At 46.3% G+C, this 15,121-nt stretch carries 16 protein-coding genes; 11 read left to right on the top strand and 5 right to left on the bottom strand.

All coding sequences use genetic code 11. From position 1 onward, the window contains the following. Positions 1 to 31: 31 nt before the first annotated feature. Positions 32 to 856 (bottom strand): glycogen/starch synthase, encoded by an 825-nt coding sequence (locus tag AC1DXC_RS04785; protein WP_477457995.1) that lies wholly within the window; start codon positions 854 to 856, stop codon positions 32 to 34. Positions 857 to 1,010: 154 nt separating this feature from the next. Here AC1DXC_RS04785 and panC point away from each other — a divergent pair, with 154 nt between their 5' ends. From panC to AC1DXC_RS04770, 3 genes are all read left to right on the top strand, one after another. Next, positions 1,011 to 1,841, top strand: coding sequence for a pantoate--beta-alanine ligase (gene panC / locus AC1DXC_RS04780; protein WP_477457994.1), 831 nt, complete (start codon positions 1,011 to 1,013; stop codon positions 1,839 to 1,841). Between the two features lie 192 nt (positions 1,842 to 2,033). Next, the gene (gene panD, locus AC1DXC_RS04775; protein WP_477457993.1) at positions 2,034 to 2,384 is read left to right on the top strand and encodes an aspartate 1-decarboxylase; all 351 of its coding nucleotides are present in this window, start codon (positions 2,034 to 2,036) and stop codon (positions 2,382 to 2,384) included. Between the two features lie 30 nt (positions 2,385 to 2,414). Next, positions 2,415 to 3,377: a TonB family protein gene (locus AC1DXC_RS04770; RefSeq protein ID WP_477457992.1), complete on the top strand. Its 963-nt coding sequence runs from the start codon at positions 2,415 to 2,417 to the stop codon at positions 3,375 to 3,377. A gap of 9 nt (positions 3,378 to 3,386) precedes the next feature. On the opposite strand, the gene AC1DXC_RS04765 is transcribed toward AC1DXC_RS04770, so the two are convergent. Next, positions 3,387 to 3,911 carry a hypothetical protein gene (locus tag AC1DXC_RS04765; protein ID WP_477457991.1) on the bottom strand — a complete coding sequence of 175 codons (525 nt, stop codon included), beginning with the start codon at positions 3,909 to 3,911 and terminating at the stop codon, positions 3,387 to 3,389. Between the two features lie 91 nt (positions 3,912 to 4,002). Between AC1DXC_RS04765 and AC1DXC_RS04760 the strand changes: the two genes are divergently transcribed. From AC1DXC_RS04760 to AC1DXC_RS04745, 4 genes are all read left to right on the top strand, one after another. Continuing rightward, positions 4,003 to 4,572 (top strand): Crp/Fnr family transcriptional regulator, encoded by a 570-nt coding sequence (locus tag AC1DXC_RS04760; protein ID WP_477457990.1) that lies wholly within the window; start codon positions 4,003 to 4,005, stop codon positions 4,570 to 4,572. Positions 4,573 to 4,643: 71 nt separating this feature from the next. Then, complete coding sequence (locus AC1DXC_RS04755; RefSeq protein WP_477457989.1) at positions 4,644 to 5,363, top strand: sterol desaturase family protein; 720 nt, start codon at positions 4,644 to 4,646, stop codon at positions 5,361 to 5,363. 248 nt (positions 5,364 to 5,611) lie between these two features. Further along, positions 5,612 to 8,428, top strand: coding sequence for a carbamoyl-phosphate synthase large subunit (carB, locus tag AC1DXC_RS04750; protein ID WP_477457988.1), 2,817 nt, complete (start codon positions 5,612 to 5,614; stop codon positions 8,426 to 8,428). 89 nt (positions 8,429 to 8,517) lie between these two features. Then, complete coding sequence (locus AC1DXC_RS04745; RefSeq protein WP_477457987.1) at positions 8,518 to 9,216, top strand: hypothetical protein; 699 nt, start codon at positions 8,518 to 8,520, stop codon at positions 9,214 to 9,216. A 137-nt stretch (positions 9,217 to 9,353) separates the two neighbouring features. On the opposite strand, the gene AC1DXC_RS04740 is transcribed toward AC1DXC_RS04745, so the two are convergent. Beyond that, positions 9,354 to 9,782: a DUF4920 domain-containing protein gene (locus tag AC1DXC_RS04740; RefSeq protein WP_477457986.1), complete on the bottom strand. Its 429-nt coding sequence runs from the start codon at positions 9,780 to 9,782 to the stop codon at positions 9,354 to 9,356. Between the two features lie 129 nt (positions 9,783 to 9,911). Here AC1DXC_RS04740 and AC1DXC_RS04735 point away from each other — a divergent pair, with 129 nt between their 5' ends. From AC1DXC_RS04735 to AC1DXC_RS04720, 4 genes are all read left to right on the top strand, one after another. After that, positions 9,912 to 10,508: a ribonuclease HII gene (locus AC1DXC_RS04735; protein ID WP_477457985.1), complete on the top strand. Its 597-nt coding sequence runs from the start codon at positions 9,912 to 9,914 to the stop codon at positions 10,506 to 10,508. A 62-nt stretch (positions 10,509 to 10,570) separates the two neighbouring features. Next, the gene (locus AC1DXC_RS04730) at positions 10,571 to 11,767 is read left to right on the top strand and encodes a glycosyltransferase family 4 protein (protein WP_477457984.1); all 1,197 of its coding nucleotides are present in this window, start codon (positions 10,571 to 10,573) and stop codon (positions 11,765 to 11,767) included. A gap of 52 nt (positions 11,768 to 11,819) precedes the next feature. Next, positions 11,820 to 12,899: a glycine cleavage system aminomethyltransferase GcvT gene (gcvT, locus tag AC1DXC_RS04725; protein ID WP_477457983.1), complete on the top strand. Its 1,080-nt coding sequence runs from the start codon at positions 11,820 to 11,822 to the stop codon at positions 12,897 to 12,899. 98 nt (positions 12,900 to 12,997) lie between these two features. After that, the gene (locus AC1DXC_RS04720) at positions 12,998 to 13,714 is read left to right on the top strand and encodes a 2-phosphosulfolactate phosphatase (protein ID WP_477457982.1); all 717 of its coding nucleotides are present in this window, start codon (positions 12,998 to 13,000) and stop codon (positions 13,712 to 13,714) included. Here AC1DXC_RS04720 and AC1DXC_RS04715 read toward each other — a convergent pair. Next, positions 13,711 to 14,670, bottom strand: coding sequence for a DUF4349 domain-containing protein (locus AC1DXC_RS04715; protein ID WP_477457981.1), 960 nt, complete (start codon positions 14,668 to 14,670; stop codon positions 13,711 to 13,713). The genes AC1DXC_RS04720 and AC1DXC_RS04715 overlap by 4 nt on opposite strands. Before the next feature lie 120 nt (positions 14,671 to 14,790). Further along, the gene (locus AC1DXC_RS04710; protein WP_477458016.1) at positions 14,791 to 15,117 is read right to left on the bottom strand and encodes a nucleotide pyrophosphohydrolase; all 327 of its coding nucleotides are present in this window, start codon (positions 15,115 to 15,117) and stop codon (positions 14,791 to 14,793) included. Positions 15,118 to 15,121 lie beyond the last annotated feature (4 nt).

Below are 15,121 nucleotides of genomic sequence, written 5' to 3'. Positions count from 1 at the left end.
ATTTGGAAAATTTCATATATAGTTTCAAAGCTTATGCAACATGCACCAATTCATCGTTGGTGATTTCGTCGTAAAAATTGTAATAATTTTCGTAATCTGCAGTGGAAACGTAATCCATTACCGATTTATTGCTGTTTTTAACATTATTTAACACATCCCCGTCAATGTTCTCGCTGGCTAGTACAATGCCATCGCTGTATTGTATAGCACCTGTGTACATGGCGGTGTTAGTGCCTTCTTTGTAAACTTCTGTATGCTCTTCTGTCATATCGCCCATTACCGCTTTGCGCGCAAAATCGGCACTCATTTTCTCAGTAAACTCGTTTTCGTAAATAGAGTAAACTATTTTAGAGTGCTTGAAGGTTGGGTCGTCTTTATACGTGGTTTTGAGGTAAGCAGGCACCAGGGCGCTCATCCAGCCATGGCAATGGATAACATCAGGTGCCCAGCCCAGTTTCTTTACGGTTTCTAATGCACCCTTGCAAAAGAAAATCATGCGCTCGTCGTTATCGGCGTAAAATTTGCCGTCTTTATCGGCGAACACATGCTTGCGCTGAAAGTACTCCTCGTTATCTAAAAAATACACCTGCATGCGTGCCGCAGGGATAGATGCTACTTTGATAATAAGCGGGTTGTCATTATCGTCGATAATGATATTCATGCCTGATAGCCTGATAACTTCATGCAAGCGGTTCCTGCGCTCATTGATATTCCCGAAACGCGGCATCAGGATACGAATTTCGTAACCTTTCTCCTGCATAGCTTGTGGCAGCTGGCGTGTTATTTCGGCAATTTTTGTGAGTTCGAGGAAGGGAGACATTTCATGAGTTATGAACAAAAGCTTAGATTTACCCATCACTAATTCAGAATTTAAAATGTAAAGCGGTCAAAAAATTTGAGTCTGCAAATATAAGCATTATAATATCAACTGGCAACCAATAATGCAAGCCTATTTGGTAATTTTTAATCAATTGTACACCTTTGCCAAATTTTCCCAATAAAACCCGGCATTGAAGATATTCACCACCCGAAGCGAAATTCAGCAGTATATTACTGCATCAGGCAACAAAACCATTGGGTTTGTGCCCACTATGGGTGCGCTGCACCAGGGCCATCTATCGCTTATAGCGCAGGCAAAAGCCGGCAATGATGTGGTTGTTTGCAGCATTTTTGTAAACCCCACCCAGTTTACCAATGCTAAGGATCTGGAAGATTACCCACGCCCGATAGCTGCCGATATTGAAAAACTAGAGGCCGCAGGCTGCGACATTTTGTTTAACCCGCCCGTAACAGAAATGTATGATGGTAATGAGCATTGGCATTTAAACATAGGGCAACTGGAGTTTTTGCTGGAGGGGGAGTTTCGCCCGGGGCACTACCAGGGGGTAACGCAAGTAGTGTATAAACTGCTGGATATTGTAAAACCAACCACGCTGTATCTGGGGCAAAAAGATTACCAACAGTTTATGGTGGTAAGCAAAATGGTGGAGCTATTGGGTATCCCTGTACAATTGGTAATGTGCGCCATAGAGCGCGAAGCGGACGGCCTGGCCATGAGCTCGCGCAATATACACCTAAGCCCGGCCGACAGGCAGCATGCACTCATCCTTTCCAAAACACTAAACTGGCTCAAGGCCAACTTCGATATAAAAAACGTTTTCCGGTTGGAGCAGGATGCCATGGCCATGCTGCAGAGCGAACCCGGCGTTGAGCCCGAGTACATAGAGATTGCCGATGGCAAAACCCTGCTCCCTGCCGACGAAAACTCCACGAGCATCGTAGCCCTAACCGCGGCCCGTGTTGGCAAAACCCGGCTGATAGACAATGTGGTGATAAGGTAAGCCGGTAGTTTATAGAAAATAGACGGGCGTTGTGGTTTTGGCATAAAAGCCCACCGCCAAGCTTTTACAATCCATGGACCATTGGCTATTGACCATCGACTAAAATTACTCGTATCTTTGCACCGTCATTTTAAACGCCATTAAGCTTTTACAAAATTAAGTGGTAGGATTATTGAGAGATGACCATCAATTATGATTATCGAGATTTTAAAATCGAAACTTCACCGCGTTAAGGTAACCCAAGCCGAACTGAACTACGTAGGCAGCATTACCATTGATGAGGACCTTATAGAGGCCGCCAATATTATACCGAACGAAAAGGTGCAGATTGTTAACAATAACAACGGCGCCCGCTTTGAAACCTACGTAATAAAAGGCGAACGCGGCAGCGGCACCGTATGTCTTAACGGCGCAACTGCCCGGCTGGCACAAGTCGGCGATATTATCATCGTGATGAGCTACGCTTATATGGAAGCCGAAGAGGCGCGCAAATACGAACCCATCCTCATTTTCCCCGACGCGAATAACAAATTAATTAAATAAATTAGCTGGCCTAAACCCCGGGCCCAATTGATGAAGTTAATTTTTACACTTTCCCTCTTTTTTGCGGTATTGGCGTGCTATGCGCAGGAAAATGTTTACTTCCTTAAAAACAATGGCAAGTACGTAGATAAGGTTGACAGCGCCGACTACATACGCATCGTAAAGCCGCCCGACTCGGGATCCACTCTTTTTAATGTCACCGAATATTATAAAGCAGGCAAAGTTAAATCTATAGGAAAATCAGCCAAAATAAATCCGCCACGATACATTGGGCAATATATTAGCTTTTACCCCAGCGGCAAGCGCGAAAGCAATTACCGGTACCAGGATGGGGCACCCGTAGGCAACGCTTACGATTATTACCCCAACGGTAAAATATACCGCATCATTAAATACCCCGATAGCCTTGTACGTGGCGATAACCATTTCGTAAATAACTATTTGATAACCGCCAACCTCGATTCTACAGGCAATGCACAGGTAACCGACGGGCAGGGGTATTACAAAGGCTTTAACTCCAAGTTTGCTTATGTAGATGAAGAAGGCCCCGTGAAAGATGGCAAGCGCGATGGTACCTGGAAAGGGCTGGACAAAAACCTTAAACTTACCTTCACCGAAACGTATCAAGATAACCAGCTGTTATCGGGCACGGCTACGGATAGCACCGGCACCATCACCACCTACACCGGCAGCCGGATGACTTCACCCAAGTTCAATGGCGGTGATGTAGCTTTCGGCAGATACCTTGGCAGCCATATTATTTATCCGGATGATGCGCGGAAGAATGACATCGAAGGAATTGTGGTGCTGCAATTCGTGATAGAAAAAGACGGCAAGATAACCAATGTACAAGTGCAAAAATCGGTTAGCAAGAGCCTCGACGTGGAAGCCGAAAGGGTAATCAGGAATTCGCCCAAATGGATACCCGGCACCCGTTTTGGCAAGCCTGTGCGGGTGACCTATGCCGTGCCTATCAATTTCGCCTTGCGGTAAAAGAGGGTTTTATTTCGCCGGGTCGGCACTTATGCCCAATACCACCCGCAGGCTGGCATCTATAGCGTTTTTGTTGCGCAACTGGTAAACCATCCTTATGCGCACGTTTTTCTCGCGCACCAATTCATCCAAAAAATGGGTATTGTCTATGTCCAGAACGATGCTGGGACCGCTGTTGGGCCCAATATCCGTGCGCGATGCCACCAATACTTCGGCCTCGCCGTTTGCCTTAGCCATGTAAATTTTGGCGAATACCAGGTTACCGATATTAAAATCAGAGGGTATAGTGGCCGTCATTTTAGCCGATACGATATGCACATCGCTTACGCGGCTGCCATTATTGCCCTTAATGGCAAAATTCTGGTCGAAACTATTGCCCTGGCTTACGGCCGTCAATGTTGTGCCCGTGGCCGATGATGCCGGTATAACCAGGGTAGCCGTATAGGGGAAACTGGATTTAATGATGGATTGCATCGTGCCGCAGCCGGCACAAATTAATGCAAGCAAGGTAAAAACAAGTATGCTTTTTTTCATAGCGAGGGGAATTGGAATATTATGTATTATTACGTTATAGACTTAAATAGGTTTTACCAAACTTTAGCCTGTAAATAATCACATTAGCGCCATGGAAGCCAACGGCCTTATAAAAACGCTTAACAATATTACGATATTATCTCCTGCATTACAGGATGAAATAAAATTACACTTAGTAGAGGAGCGATTCGGCAGGCGATCTGTCATCCTAAAAGCCGGCCAGGTTTCACAACGCATTTATTTTATAAAAGAGGGTTTTGTAAGGGCATATTACAGCAAGGTCGGCAGCGATTATACCAGCTGGTTTATGGGCCCGGGTGATATTATTGTATCGGTATATAGCTTCTTTTCCAGAAAGCCTTCATTTGAGAATATACAAGTCTTAGAAAACAGTGTGCTGCAATCCATCAATTGGGATCAACTGCAACGGCTGTATAAAACCTACCCAGAGTTTAACCTCACCGGCAGGCTCATTACCGAACAGTATTATATTAAAAGCGAAGAGCGCGCTATAGCCTTGCAAACCTTAACTGCCAAACAACGGTACGAGGCCCTGTTATTGGCGTACCCCGGAATTTTACAGAAAGCAACTTTGGGCCAAATTGCAAGCTATCTGAGTATTAAGCAGGAAACACTCAGCAGGATTCGGGCGAAAGTCTGATCTTTCTTTTTTGACTTTAGTCAAAACTTATCGGTAGCACTTGTATCGAGATTTGTTAAAAAACAAATCTTATGCTTATCATTATCTTAATCTCGTTCGCCATTTGTTTCCTGGTAGAGAAAACTATCCCCGGCTGGAAACTGCCGGCCGTACCCACATGGACCATCAGGGTGCTGGCGGTTAATTTTGTCCAATTGCTTATTGTGGTAGCCGCGGGCTTCAGCTGGGAAAAATGGCTGTCGGCTTACTCTTTTTTCCATTTGTCGCGGCACATACCCACCTGGCTCGGCGGTATTGTTGCCTATTTTATAGCCACCTTTATATTTTACTGGTGGCACCGCTGGCGCCACGAAAGCGACTTTTTGTGGACCCGCTTTCACCAAATCCACCATAGCGCCCAGCGGATAGAAGTAATAACTTCCTTTTATAAACACCCGCTGGAGATGTTTGTAAACTCTGTTATAGGTAGCCTGTTGGTTTACACGCTCCTCGGTCTGAGTCCCGAGGCAGGAGCAGTTTACACGCTTTGCACGGCGTTGGGCGAATTCTTTTATCACACAAACATTAAAACGCCTAAGTGGGTCGGCTATATATTTCAGCGGCCCGAAATGCACCGTATCCACCACGAGTACGAAAAGCACACCAGCAACTACGGGGATATAGTTTGGTGGGATATGCTGTTTGGCACGTATGCCAACCCCAAAGAATTTACTACCTCCTGCGGGTTCGATACCGAAAAAGAACTGAGGCTTGCCGATATGCTGCAATTTAAGGATGTACATAAAGACTAAACATGCCCGGTGATCTCCGTTTGTTTTGTTGCAAACAGCCGGCTGTTTAACACCAATTTAACCTGTGGTGAAGCCGGCTGTATGCGCAAATCATTAATTCTAAAAAAAAGCTACAAATGTTTCAACAAAGCGTATCTTTGCACCCCGACACTGAAGTCGGGATTTTCGCCTTCAGTGCATAGGAAAACTCGTTATCATTTTGATATACTTTGACTTCTTACTTAGAACTTTTTAATTAAAAAAGCCCTATGCCCAAAGATACCTCCATCAAATCCATCCTGATCATCGGCTCCGGTCCTATTATTATTGGCCAGGCATGCGAATTTGATTACGCCGGCTCCCAAGCTGCCCTTTCGCTTAAAGACGAAGGCATCACCGTAACCATCATCAACAGCAACCCCGCCACCATCATGACGGATAAGGTTATTGGCGATAACGTTTACCTGCTGCCCCTCACCTGCGAAAGCATCGAGAAAATACTTAACGAGCAAAAAATTGATGCTGTACTGCCCACCATGGGTGGCCAAACCGCACTTAACCTTTGTATTGAGGCAGATGAGCGCGGGATTTGGAAAAAATACGGGGTGAAAATAGTAGGCGTTGATATTGCCGCTATAGAGAAAACCGAGAACCGCGAAGCCTTCCGCCAGTTAATGGTGGATATCGGCGTGGGCGTAGCTACTTCTAAAATTGCCAACTCCTTCCTCGAAGGCAAAGAAGCCGCGCAAAGCATCGGTTTCCCGTTGGTAATACGCCCAAGCTATACGCTGGGTGGTAAAGGCGCAGGTTTCGTTCACAAAAAAGAAGACTTTGATGCAGCACTGAGCCGTGGCTTGCAGGCATCGCCAACCCACGAGGTATTGGTAGAGCAAGCTGTTTTGGGCTGGAAGGAATACGAACTGGAGTTGCTGCGCGATAGTAACGACAACGTAATTATCATCTGCTCTATTGAGAACTTCGACCCGATGGGTATCCACACCGGCGACTCGATAACCGTGGCCCCGGCTATGACGTTGAGCGACCGCTGCTACCAGGAAATGCGCAACCAGGCCATCAAAATGATGCGCGCCATCGGCAATTTCGCCGGCGGCTGTAACGTGCAGTTCTCGGTAAATCCGGCCAACGAAGAGATTATCGCTATAGAGATAAACCCACGCGTATCGCGCTCATCGGCGCTGGCATCAAAAGCAACCGGTTACCCAATTGCCAAAATTGCTGCAAAGCTGGCCATTGGTTACAACCTGGATGAGATAGAGAACCAGATAACCAAAACAACATCGGCATACTTTGAGCCGACGCTGGATTACGTTATCGTAAAAATCCCTCGCTGGAACTTCGACAAATTCAAAGGCGCTAACCGCGAGCTTGGACTTACCATGAAATCGGTAGGCGAAGTGATGGGTATAGGCCGCAGCTTTATAGAGGCCCTGCAGAAAGCCTGCCAAAGCCTGGAAATTGGCCGCGCCGGCTTAGGTGCCGATGGTCGCCAAAGCCGCAATCTGGAAGAGATTATGCACAGCCTGGAAAAACCAAGCTGGGACAGGCTCTTCCACATTTACGATGCCATGAGCCTGGGCGTACCGGTGGAGTCTATCCGCAAGGCTACTAAAATAGACCGTTGGTTCCTGAACCAGATACAGGAAGTGGTGAATATGGAGAACGAGCTTCGCCGCTATTCACTAAACAACATCCCCGAAGATTTCTTCTTCACCTTAAAACAAAAAGGCTTCTCGGATACGCAGATAGCCTACATATTGGGCAACGTTACCGAAGAGGACGTTTACCAACGCCGCCAGGCATTGAACATCCGCCGCGTTTATAAAATGGTAGATACCTGCGCTGCAGAATTTGCCGCCAAAACGCCTTACTACTACTCAACTTACGAGGGAGAGAACGAATCCATCGTATCAGATAAAAAGAAAGTCATCGTATTGGGTTCGGGCCCTAACCGTATTGGCCAGGGCATCGAATTCGATTACAGCTGTGTGCACGGCTTGCTCGCTGCCAAAGAAACCGGTTTTGAAGCCATCATGATCAATTGCAACCCCGAAACGGTTTCTACCGACTTTAACATGGCCGATAAGCTATACTTTGAGCCGGTTTACTGGGAACACGTACGCGAGATTATCGAACTGGAGAAACCCGTGGGCGTTATTGTACAGCTTGGCGGACAAACCGCATTGAAGATGGCCGAAAAACTGCATCAGCATGGCATCAAAATTATCGGTACATCTTTCGATAATATGGATATTGCCGAAGATCGCGGCCGTTTCTCCGACCTGTTGAAAGAACTTGAAATCCCTTACCCTAAATACGGTGTAGCAGAAAGTGCCCAAGAGGCATTGGTTGTAGCACACGAAGTTGGTTACCCGGTATTGGTTCGCCCAAGTTATGTATTAGGCGGGCAGGGCATGAGCATCGTGATAAATGATGAGGACCTGGAGAAAGCAGTCGTAAATCTGCTGAAAAACCTACCCGGCAACCGCGTGCTAATCGATCACTTCCTTGATCGCGCATCGGAGACCGAATCAGATTCGATACACGATGGCGAAGATGTGCACATCATAGGTATGATGGAACATATCGAGCCTGCAGGCATCCACTCGGGCGACTCTTTCGCTGTATTGCCTCCGTTCGACTTGAGCGACAGCGTGATCAGCCAAATGGAAGAATACACTGCTAAAATAGCACGTGCACTAAATGTACGAGGCTTGCTTAACATACAATTTGCGGTTAAGAATGATAAAGTTTACGTGATAGAAGCCAACCCGCGTGCATCCCGTACGGTACCTTTCATTGCCAAAGCATATGATGTGCCGTACATCAACATAGCTGCTAAAGTGATGCTGGGCGTAAACAAACTGAAGGATTTCACTATAGAGCGTAAGCTTTGGGGTTATGCCATTAAAGAGCCTATATTCTCTTTTGATAAATTCCCGGAGGTAAATAAGGAGCTTGGCCCCGAGATGAAATCCACCGGCGAAGCTATCAGGTTTATTCCTAACCTTCAGGACCCATATTTCAGGCACCTGTACAAAGAAAAATCAATGTACTTAAGTAAATAATTTTGCTGCCGCTTTGCGAATATGAAAATTATTGGTTTAATTGCGTACAATTAACGCAACAGAAAAAGGTTTAATTTAGTTATATCGTATTGAAACTGAACATAAAAACCGCCACCCCTTCGGCGTACAATTTAAACAATGTTGATCCTGAGGACATCAGTGACGTATTGGTTAAGATAGAAAAGTCGTTTAATATTACCTTGGGTAATGAGGACTTGAAAGACACAAAAAACTTCGGTGCATTGTGCGATGTTGTGGTGGCAAAAGTTAAACATGCGCAGGCCGATAGCTGCACCACGCAGCAGGCATTTTACAAACTAAGGAATGCCATTAACGCCAGAAACCCAACCGAAAAATACCTGGTGAAACCTCAAACCAAGCTTTGTGAACTTTTCCCACGGGACAACCGCATCGAAGTGGTTGCGGATATTGAGGCCGAAATGGGCTTCCATATGAACCTGCTGCACCCAAAGCCATGGATCACCTGGAGTTTTGGGCTCCTGTTGGTTGCATCGCTGGGCTTATTCTTCTTTAACTCTACCGTAGCGTTTATTGGCCTGGTAATTTCTATAGCAGGCTTAAGGCTTGCCGGCCGTTTTGGTAAAGAATTAAAAGTAAAAACAATCGGTGATCTGGCCGAGAAAATCGCCCGCGAACATTATTTAAAATGCCGCCGCGATGCTTCTACCGTAAACCGCACGGAGATTGTTCAAAAAATAAAAGACCTTTTCGCTCATGATTTGGCTCTTGAGCCTTCGGCTTTAACCAAGGAAGCGAAGTTTGCGTAAACAATTGATTTAAATACTACTAAAATAGCGATGGGTTTGAACCCATTGCTATTTTAGTTTTCTATCAAAAAGTAAAATAACCTGTGTCCTTATTTTAGTTTTTCGTGAAAAACTAAAATAGCCTCTGCTAACGGCCTCTACTCATCTATCATCAACCCCCTCACTTCAAATATTAAGGGCTTCTTTGGCGCTGGCCTTTTCTTGGCTGTTTTTTTATCGTTAGGGCTAATTTGCTTTTGGGCTACGCCATCAATAATAACTACGCGACCAGCAAGGGCCTTAGGTAAATTGATACCATAATTCTTGAAATGCGCCGCTATTATTTGCCCCTGGCCCGCATCAATCTCAAACCAGCCGCCTTTTGATTTGGTTACGCGGATAACGCGGCCCCTTACCGCAGTGGTTATGCGGGTTTGCCTCTCCATGCGTATTTCCAACTGTGCGGCGCTTACCGGGCCTATGGTATTCGGCTTTAGTCCGTAAACCATGCCGTGTGGCAAAGGCGGCCTTTTTTGCGAAAAGGCTAAGTCACCAACGCATACCGTCCAAAGAAAGAATATCATCATAACAGCCCGCATATCATAGCAACATTGCTTTGCGCGAACGGTTTTGTTTAAAAAGGATGATGTTTTAATTGTGCTTGCATGTTGCAGCCCAATGCAGTATTTTGGATATTTGCAGCAGGGAAACAAAAAATGTTATTAGCACGATACCAGCACGATTTATTGGAAGCGGGATGCGACGAAGCGGGCCGCGGATGCCTTGCCGGCCCTGTGTTTGCGGCTGCGGTCATCCTGCCCGATGATTTCGACCATCATTTGCTTAACGATTCTAAACAGCTCAGCGAAGAGGTGCGCTACCAGCTTCGTATCGAAATAGAACAAAAAGCGGTGGCCCATGCGGTGGCCTGGTGCGATAACCTGGAGATAGACCAGATCAATATCCTTAATGCGTCGTTCCTGGCTATGCACCGTGCTATTGAAAAATTGCATTTGGTGCCGCAGTTTTTAATAATAGATGGCAACCGCTTTAATAAATACGGTACCACGCCTCATGCCTGCATAGTAGAAGGCGACGGCAAGTACTTCAGTATAGCCGCGGCATCCATCCTCGCCAAAACGTACCGCGACGATTATATGAAGCAAATTGCCGCAGAGCACCCCGAATACAATTGGCACAGCAACAAAGGTTACCCCACCACCAGCCACCGCAAAACGGTGATGGAACTGGGCCATACGCCATATCATCGTAAAACTTTCCGCGTTACCGACCCGCAACTGAGTATTTTTTAGGCCCCGCGTTGCCAAAGCGTGCCGCGTTTGATACCTTTGGCCAAACCAGTTATTTACACGCCTTGAGGATACTTATTTTAACGCACCGTGTGCCGTTTCCGCAAAACGGAGGCTACCCTATTGTGGTGGGTAACACCATAAAGGGTTTAGTTTCGCACGGGCACCAGGTATCGCTCATTTCAATTAACGTAAAAAAACATACCGATAAAATTTCTGAACGCGACGAACTGCTCAACAAAATAGCCTATACCGAGTATGATATAGATACGCATGTATCGGCAGTAGAATTCGTAAGCAACCTGTTCACCAAAAACCCTTATAATATCGATAAGTATTATAACGTGGGGTTCGAAAAGCTTTTGGCGCAGAACCTGAAGGATAATGCCTACGACATTATCCAGCTGGAAGGGCTCTTCGTAGCGCCGTACCTCAGCGCCATCCGCAAAGCATCTAAGGCGAAGGTGATATACCGTGCGCACAATATAGAGCACCAGGTATGGCGCAGGCTGGCCCAGCAAAAAGGCGACCCCTTTAAAAAATGGTACCTTAACCTGCTTGCCCGCCGCGTAAAAACCTACGAACTCGAACTGCTTAACAAATTCGATGGCATTGCCGTGTTTACCGGTCAGGATAAAACCTCCATGCTATCCTTCGGCACCAAAATACCGCTGCAGGTGTTGCCTATAGGGGTCGATTTAAGCAAGTACCGGCCCGAGCCGGAGAAAACGGAATGCCCAAGCCTGTTTTTCCTGGGCTCGCTGGACTGGTTGCCCAATCGCGAGGGGATAGAATGGTTCCTGGATAATTTTCATAAGGATATCGTAGACGGCGAACTGAAAGTTAAATTTTACGTAGCCGGCAACGCCATCCCCGAGGAATTCGACGAATACGAAGTGCCCGGAAAGGTATTTATACAGGGCGAGGTAGATGATGCACTGGAATTTGTAAACAGCAAATCTATTATGATCGTCCCCTTATTAAGCGGTGGCGGCATGCGGGTAAAAATCGTTGAAGGCATGGCCATGCAAAAATGCATCATCTCTACCACCATCGGTGCCGAGGGCATTAACTTTGTAGATGGCGAGAGTATATTGATTGCGAACAATGCCGGCGAATTCTACGACGCTATGGCCAAATGCATCCGCGATGAAGAATATTGCCGAATAGTTGGCGAAAATGCCCGCAGGTTGATAGAACAGCAGCACGACGTAAATAAGATTACAGACGGGCTGGTTCAGTTTTACCAGTCGGTTATCTAAACAGTGGGCATTTAAAGCTATTTTACTACTTTTGCCCCGATAAATAACAACCATGAAAAATACTGCATTAACCGGGGTACATACCCAGCTCGGCGCTAAAATGGTACCCTTTGCGGGCTACAATATGCCGGTTCAATATACTGGCATCAACGCCGAACACGAAACCGTACGCAAAGCCGTTGGCGTATTCGACGTAAGCCACATGGGCGAATTTATTCTAAAGGGCGAAGGCGCATTGGCGCTTATACAAAAAGTAACCAGCAACGATGCCTCAAAATTATACGATGGCAAAGTGCAATACTCCTGCCTGCCAAACGAAGACGGCGGCATTGTAGATGACCTGCTGGTTTACCGTATTGATGAAAAGACCTACATGCTGGTGGTAAACGCCTCCAACATCGAAAAAGACTGGGATTGGATTTCCAAATACAATACCGATGGGGTGGAGATGAAAAACATCAGCGATCGCACATCGCTGCTGGCGGTGCAGGGCCCCAAAGCTGCCGATGCCTTGCAAAGCCTGACGGATATCGACCTGGCGTCAATGGAATACTATACCTTTAAAAAAGGCACGTTTGCGGGTATAGATAATGTAGTAGTATCTGCCACGGGCTATACCGGTGCTGGTGGTTTTGAGATATATTTCGATAACGAGCATGCTGAATTTATTTGGGATGCCGTTTTTAAAGCAGGCGAACCCTACGGCATAAAACCTATTGGCTTGGCCGCACGCGATACACTGCGTTTAGAAATGGGTTTTTGCCTTTATGGCAATGATATTGATGATACTACATCTCCATTGGAAGCCGGCCTGGGTTGGGTCACCAAATTCAGCAAGGAGTTTACCAATTCCGAAGCATTGCAGGCGCAAAAACAAGCAGGCGTGAGCCAAAAGCTGGTTGGTTTTGAAATGATAGACCGCGGCATCCCCCGCCACGATTACGCCATTGTAGATGCCGAAGGTAATAACATCGGCCGCGTAACCTCGGGCACGCAGTCGCCATCTTTGCAAAAAGCAATCGGGTTAGGTTATGTGAAGAATGAGTTCGCCAAAGAAGGCTCAGAAATATTCATCAGCATCCGCGATAACAAAGTGAAAGCAAAGGTGGTAAAGCCGCCGTTTTATAAATAGGGGCTTCGCCCGTCATTGAATCATTGGGTCATTGAGTCATTATTTGCAGATGGCTTATTTCTACCGATGGTTCAATGACCTAATGACTCAATGACCCAATGACGCGTAGTTTAGACGTTTGCCTTACCCCGGCGCTTATCCCCCTGTATAACGTATCCGATTATATCGTAGTGGTTATAGATATTTTCCGTGCCACATCCTCTATTTGCTACGGCATCGAAAACGGCGCAGAGGCCATCATACCGGTATCTGAAGTTGAAGAGTGCGCAGCATACCGCGAAAAAGGATTGGATTACCTATTGGCTGCCGAGCGCGATGGAAAAGTAGTGGACGGTTTTGATTTTGGAAACTCTCCGTTCTCGTACACGCCGGAGAAGGTATCGGGCAAAACCGTAGTGCTTACTACTACCAACGGCACCCACGCATTGCATTTATCGCGCAGCGCAAAGCGCATCGTTATCGGCTCGTTCCTAAACCTTACCGCGCTTTGCAACTGGCTGATGACCCAAGACGAAAACATCCTCTTGGTTTGCGCGGGCTGGAAGAATAACTTCAACCTGGAGGATACTCTTTTTGCCGGTGCGGTAATCGAACAGTTGAAAGGCGATGGCTACGTACTGGACGACCCATCCATCGCGGCTAACGACCTGTTCCAGTTGGGCAAAAACGATATCCCGCAATACCTCAGCAAAACATCGCACGGCGAACGCCTGAAAAAACTGGGTATAGAAAAAGACATTGCCTTTTGCCTGCAGGTGGACATTGCTACCGCCATCCCGGTTTTAGATGGCGATAAGCTGGTGAAATTGGTTTAAACCGCTTTTGCTGTTTTGCGGCGTTTGCTCCACCGTTTAATAAGCATATAAAACCCAAACAGCACAAACCAATAAGGCCATAAGGACAATACGCCGAAGAACAGGCTTTGCAACAACGCATACCCATCGCTAAACGACTCCTTTAACCGGTACCAAAAGCCCACGCTGGTTTCTACTTGTGCAGGTTGCGTGGTATAAAAGGTAATGGATAGTGAACTGTAGGCTACTTGCTTGTTAAGGTAATTGAACTGCCCTTGCGTAGATTCTATATCCGAGCGAATATCTGCAAGCTTATTCTCAATCTCCAGCATTTCAGATATTTTGGTAGCCCGTTTCAGCAGTTCCAGGTATCGCGCCTCCAGCAGTTTTTTGTTTTCCAGACGCGTTTTGGTATCGATGAATTCTGTAGTAACATCTTTTATGCTGATATTCTTGCTGTCTATTTTGGTTGCGGTAGAGGATACCGAACCCAGGAAAGCATCGAAATTTGCGGCAGGGATTTTAACGTTCAGCACGAATTCCTTCCGGTTATCGTCGCCATTATCGGTTTGGTTGTCTTCCTCCACATAGCCGCCATTTTTTTTGAGCGAGGCTAATATCTGTTTGCGCGTAGCTGCTACGTCGCCGGTTTCGAAGCTGATATCGCCCTCTTTAATGATCTTTTTTTCAATGCTTGCCGCAGGTTTATCCGCTGTAACCTGATGTACGTCGGCATTACCAACTGGTTCATCAATGGCGATGGCGGCGGAACCCGCACCCTCCTCGGCATCAGGCACAACCACCGGCGGGGGAAATCTAGCTGCATCCACTTTAGGCATAGGCGGCATATCCACATTAAAGGCTTTCGAGCTCCCGACATTAGCGGCAGTATCTAAGGCAAGTGCATCTGACCGGCGAGGGTTATTACATGCCGCGAGGCATATTAAGGCGGGTAATAAGATAAGATAGGTTTTCATAATATTGCGGTTTATTTAAACTTCAAACGCAAGATGCATTATTATATTGTTAAATATCGAAATAAAACAGAATATAATTTTGTTAAAACTAAAATAAAGAAATATTATATCTAAACATGGCTACTTCAGCTTCTCATTATTCCGATGCCTGTCCGCATCGCGAATACTTTTTTTGATCATGTTTTTCTCCAGGGCTTCCGTAAGATTAATACCCGTTTGATTAGCCAGGCATATCAGCACGAAAAGCACATCGGCCATCTCATCGGCCAGGTTAACTTCTGTATCCGATTTTTTAAAGGATTGCTCGCCGTATTGCCTTGCCATAATACGGGCCACCTCGCCAACCTCCTCCATTAAAATGGCGGTATTGGTGAGTTCGTTAAAATAGCGGATGCCGGTGGTTTTTATCCATTGGTCAACGGCTTGCTGCGCTTCCTCTATCGTAATTGCC

The sequence above is a fragment of the Mucilaginibacter sp. P2_D11 genome (genome assembly GCF_056404435.1).
This window is presented reverse-complemented; position numbering and strand designations above follow the sequence as displayed.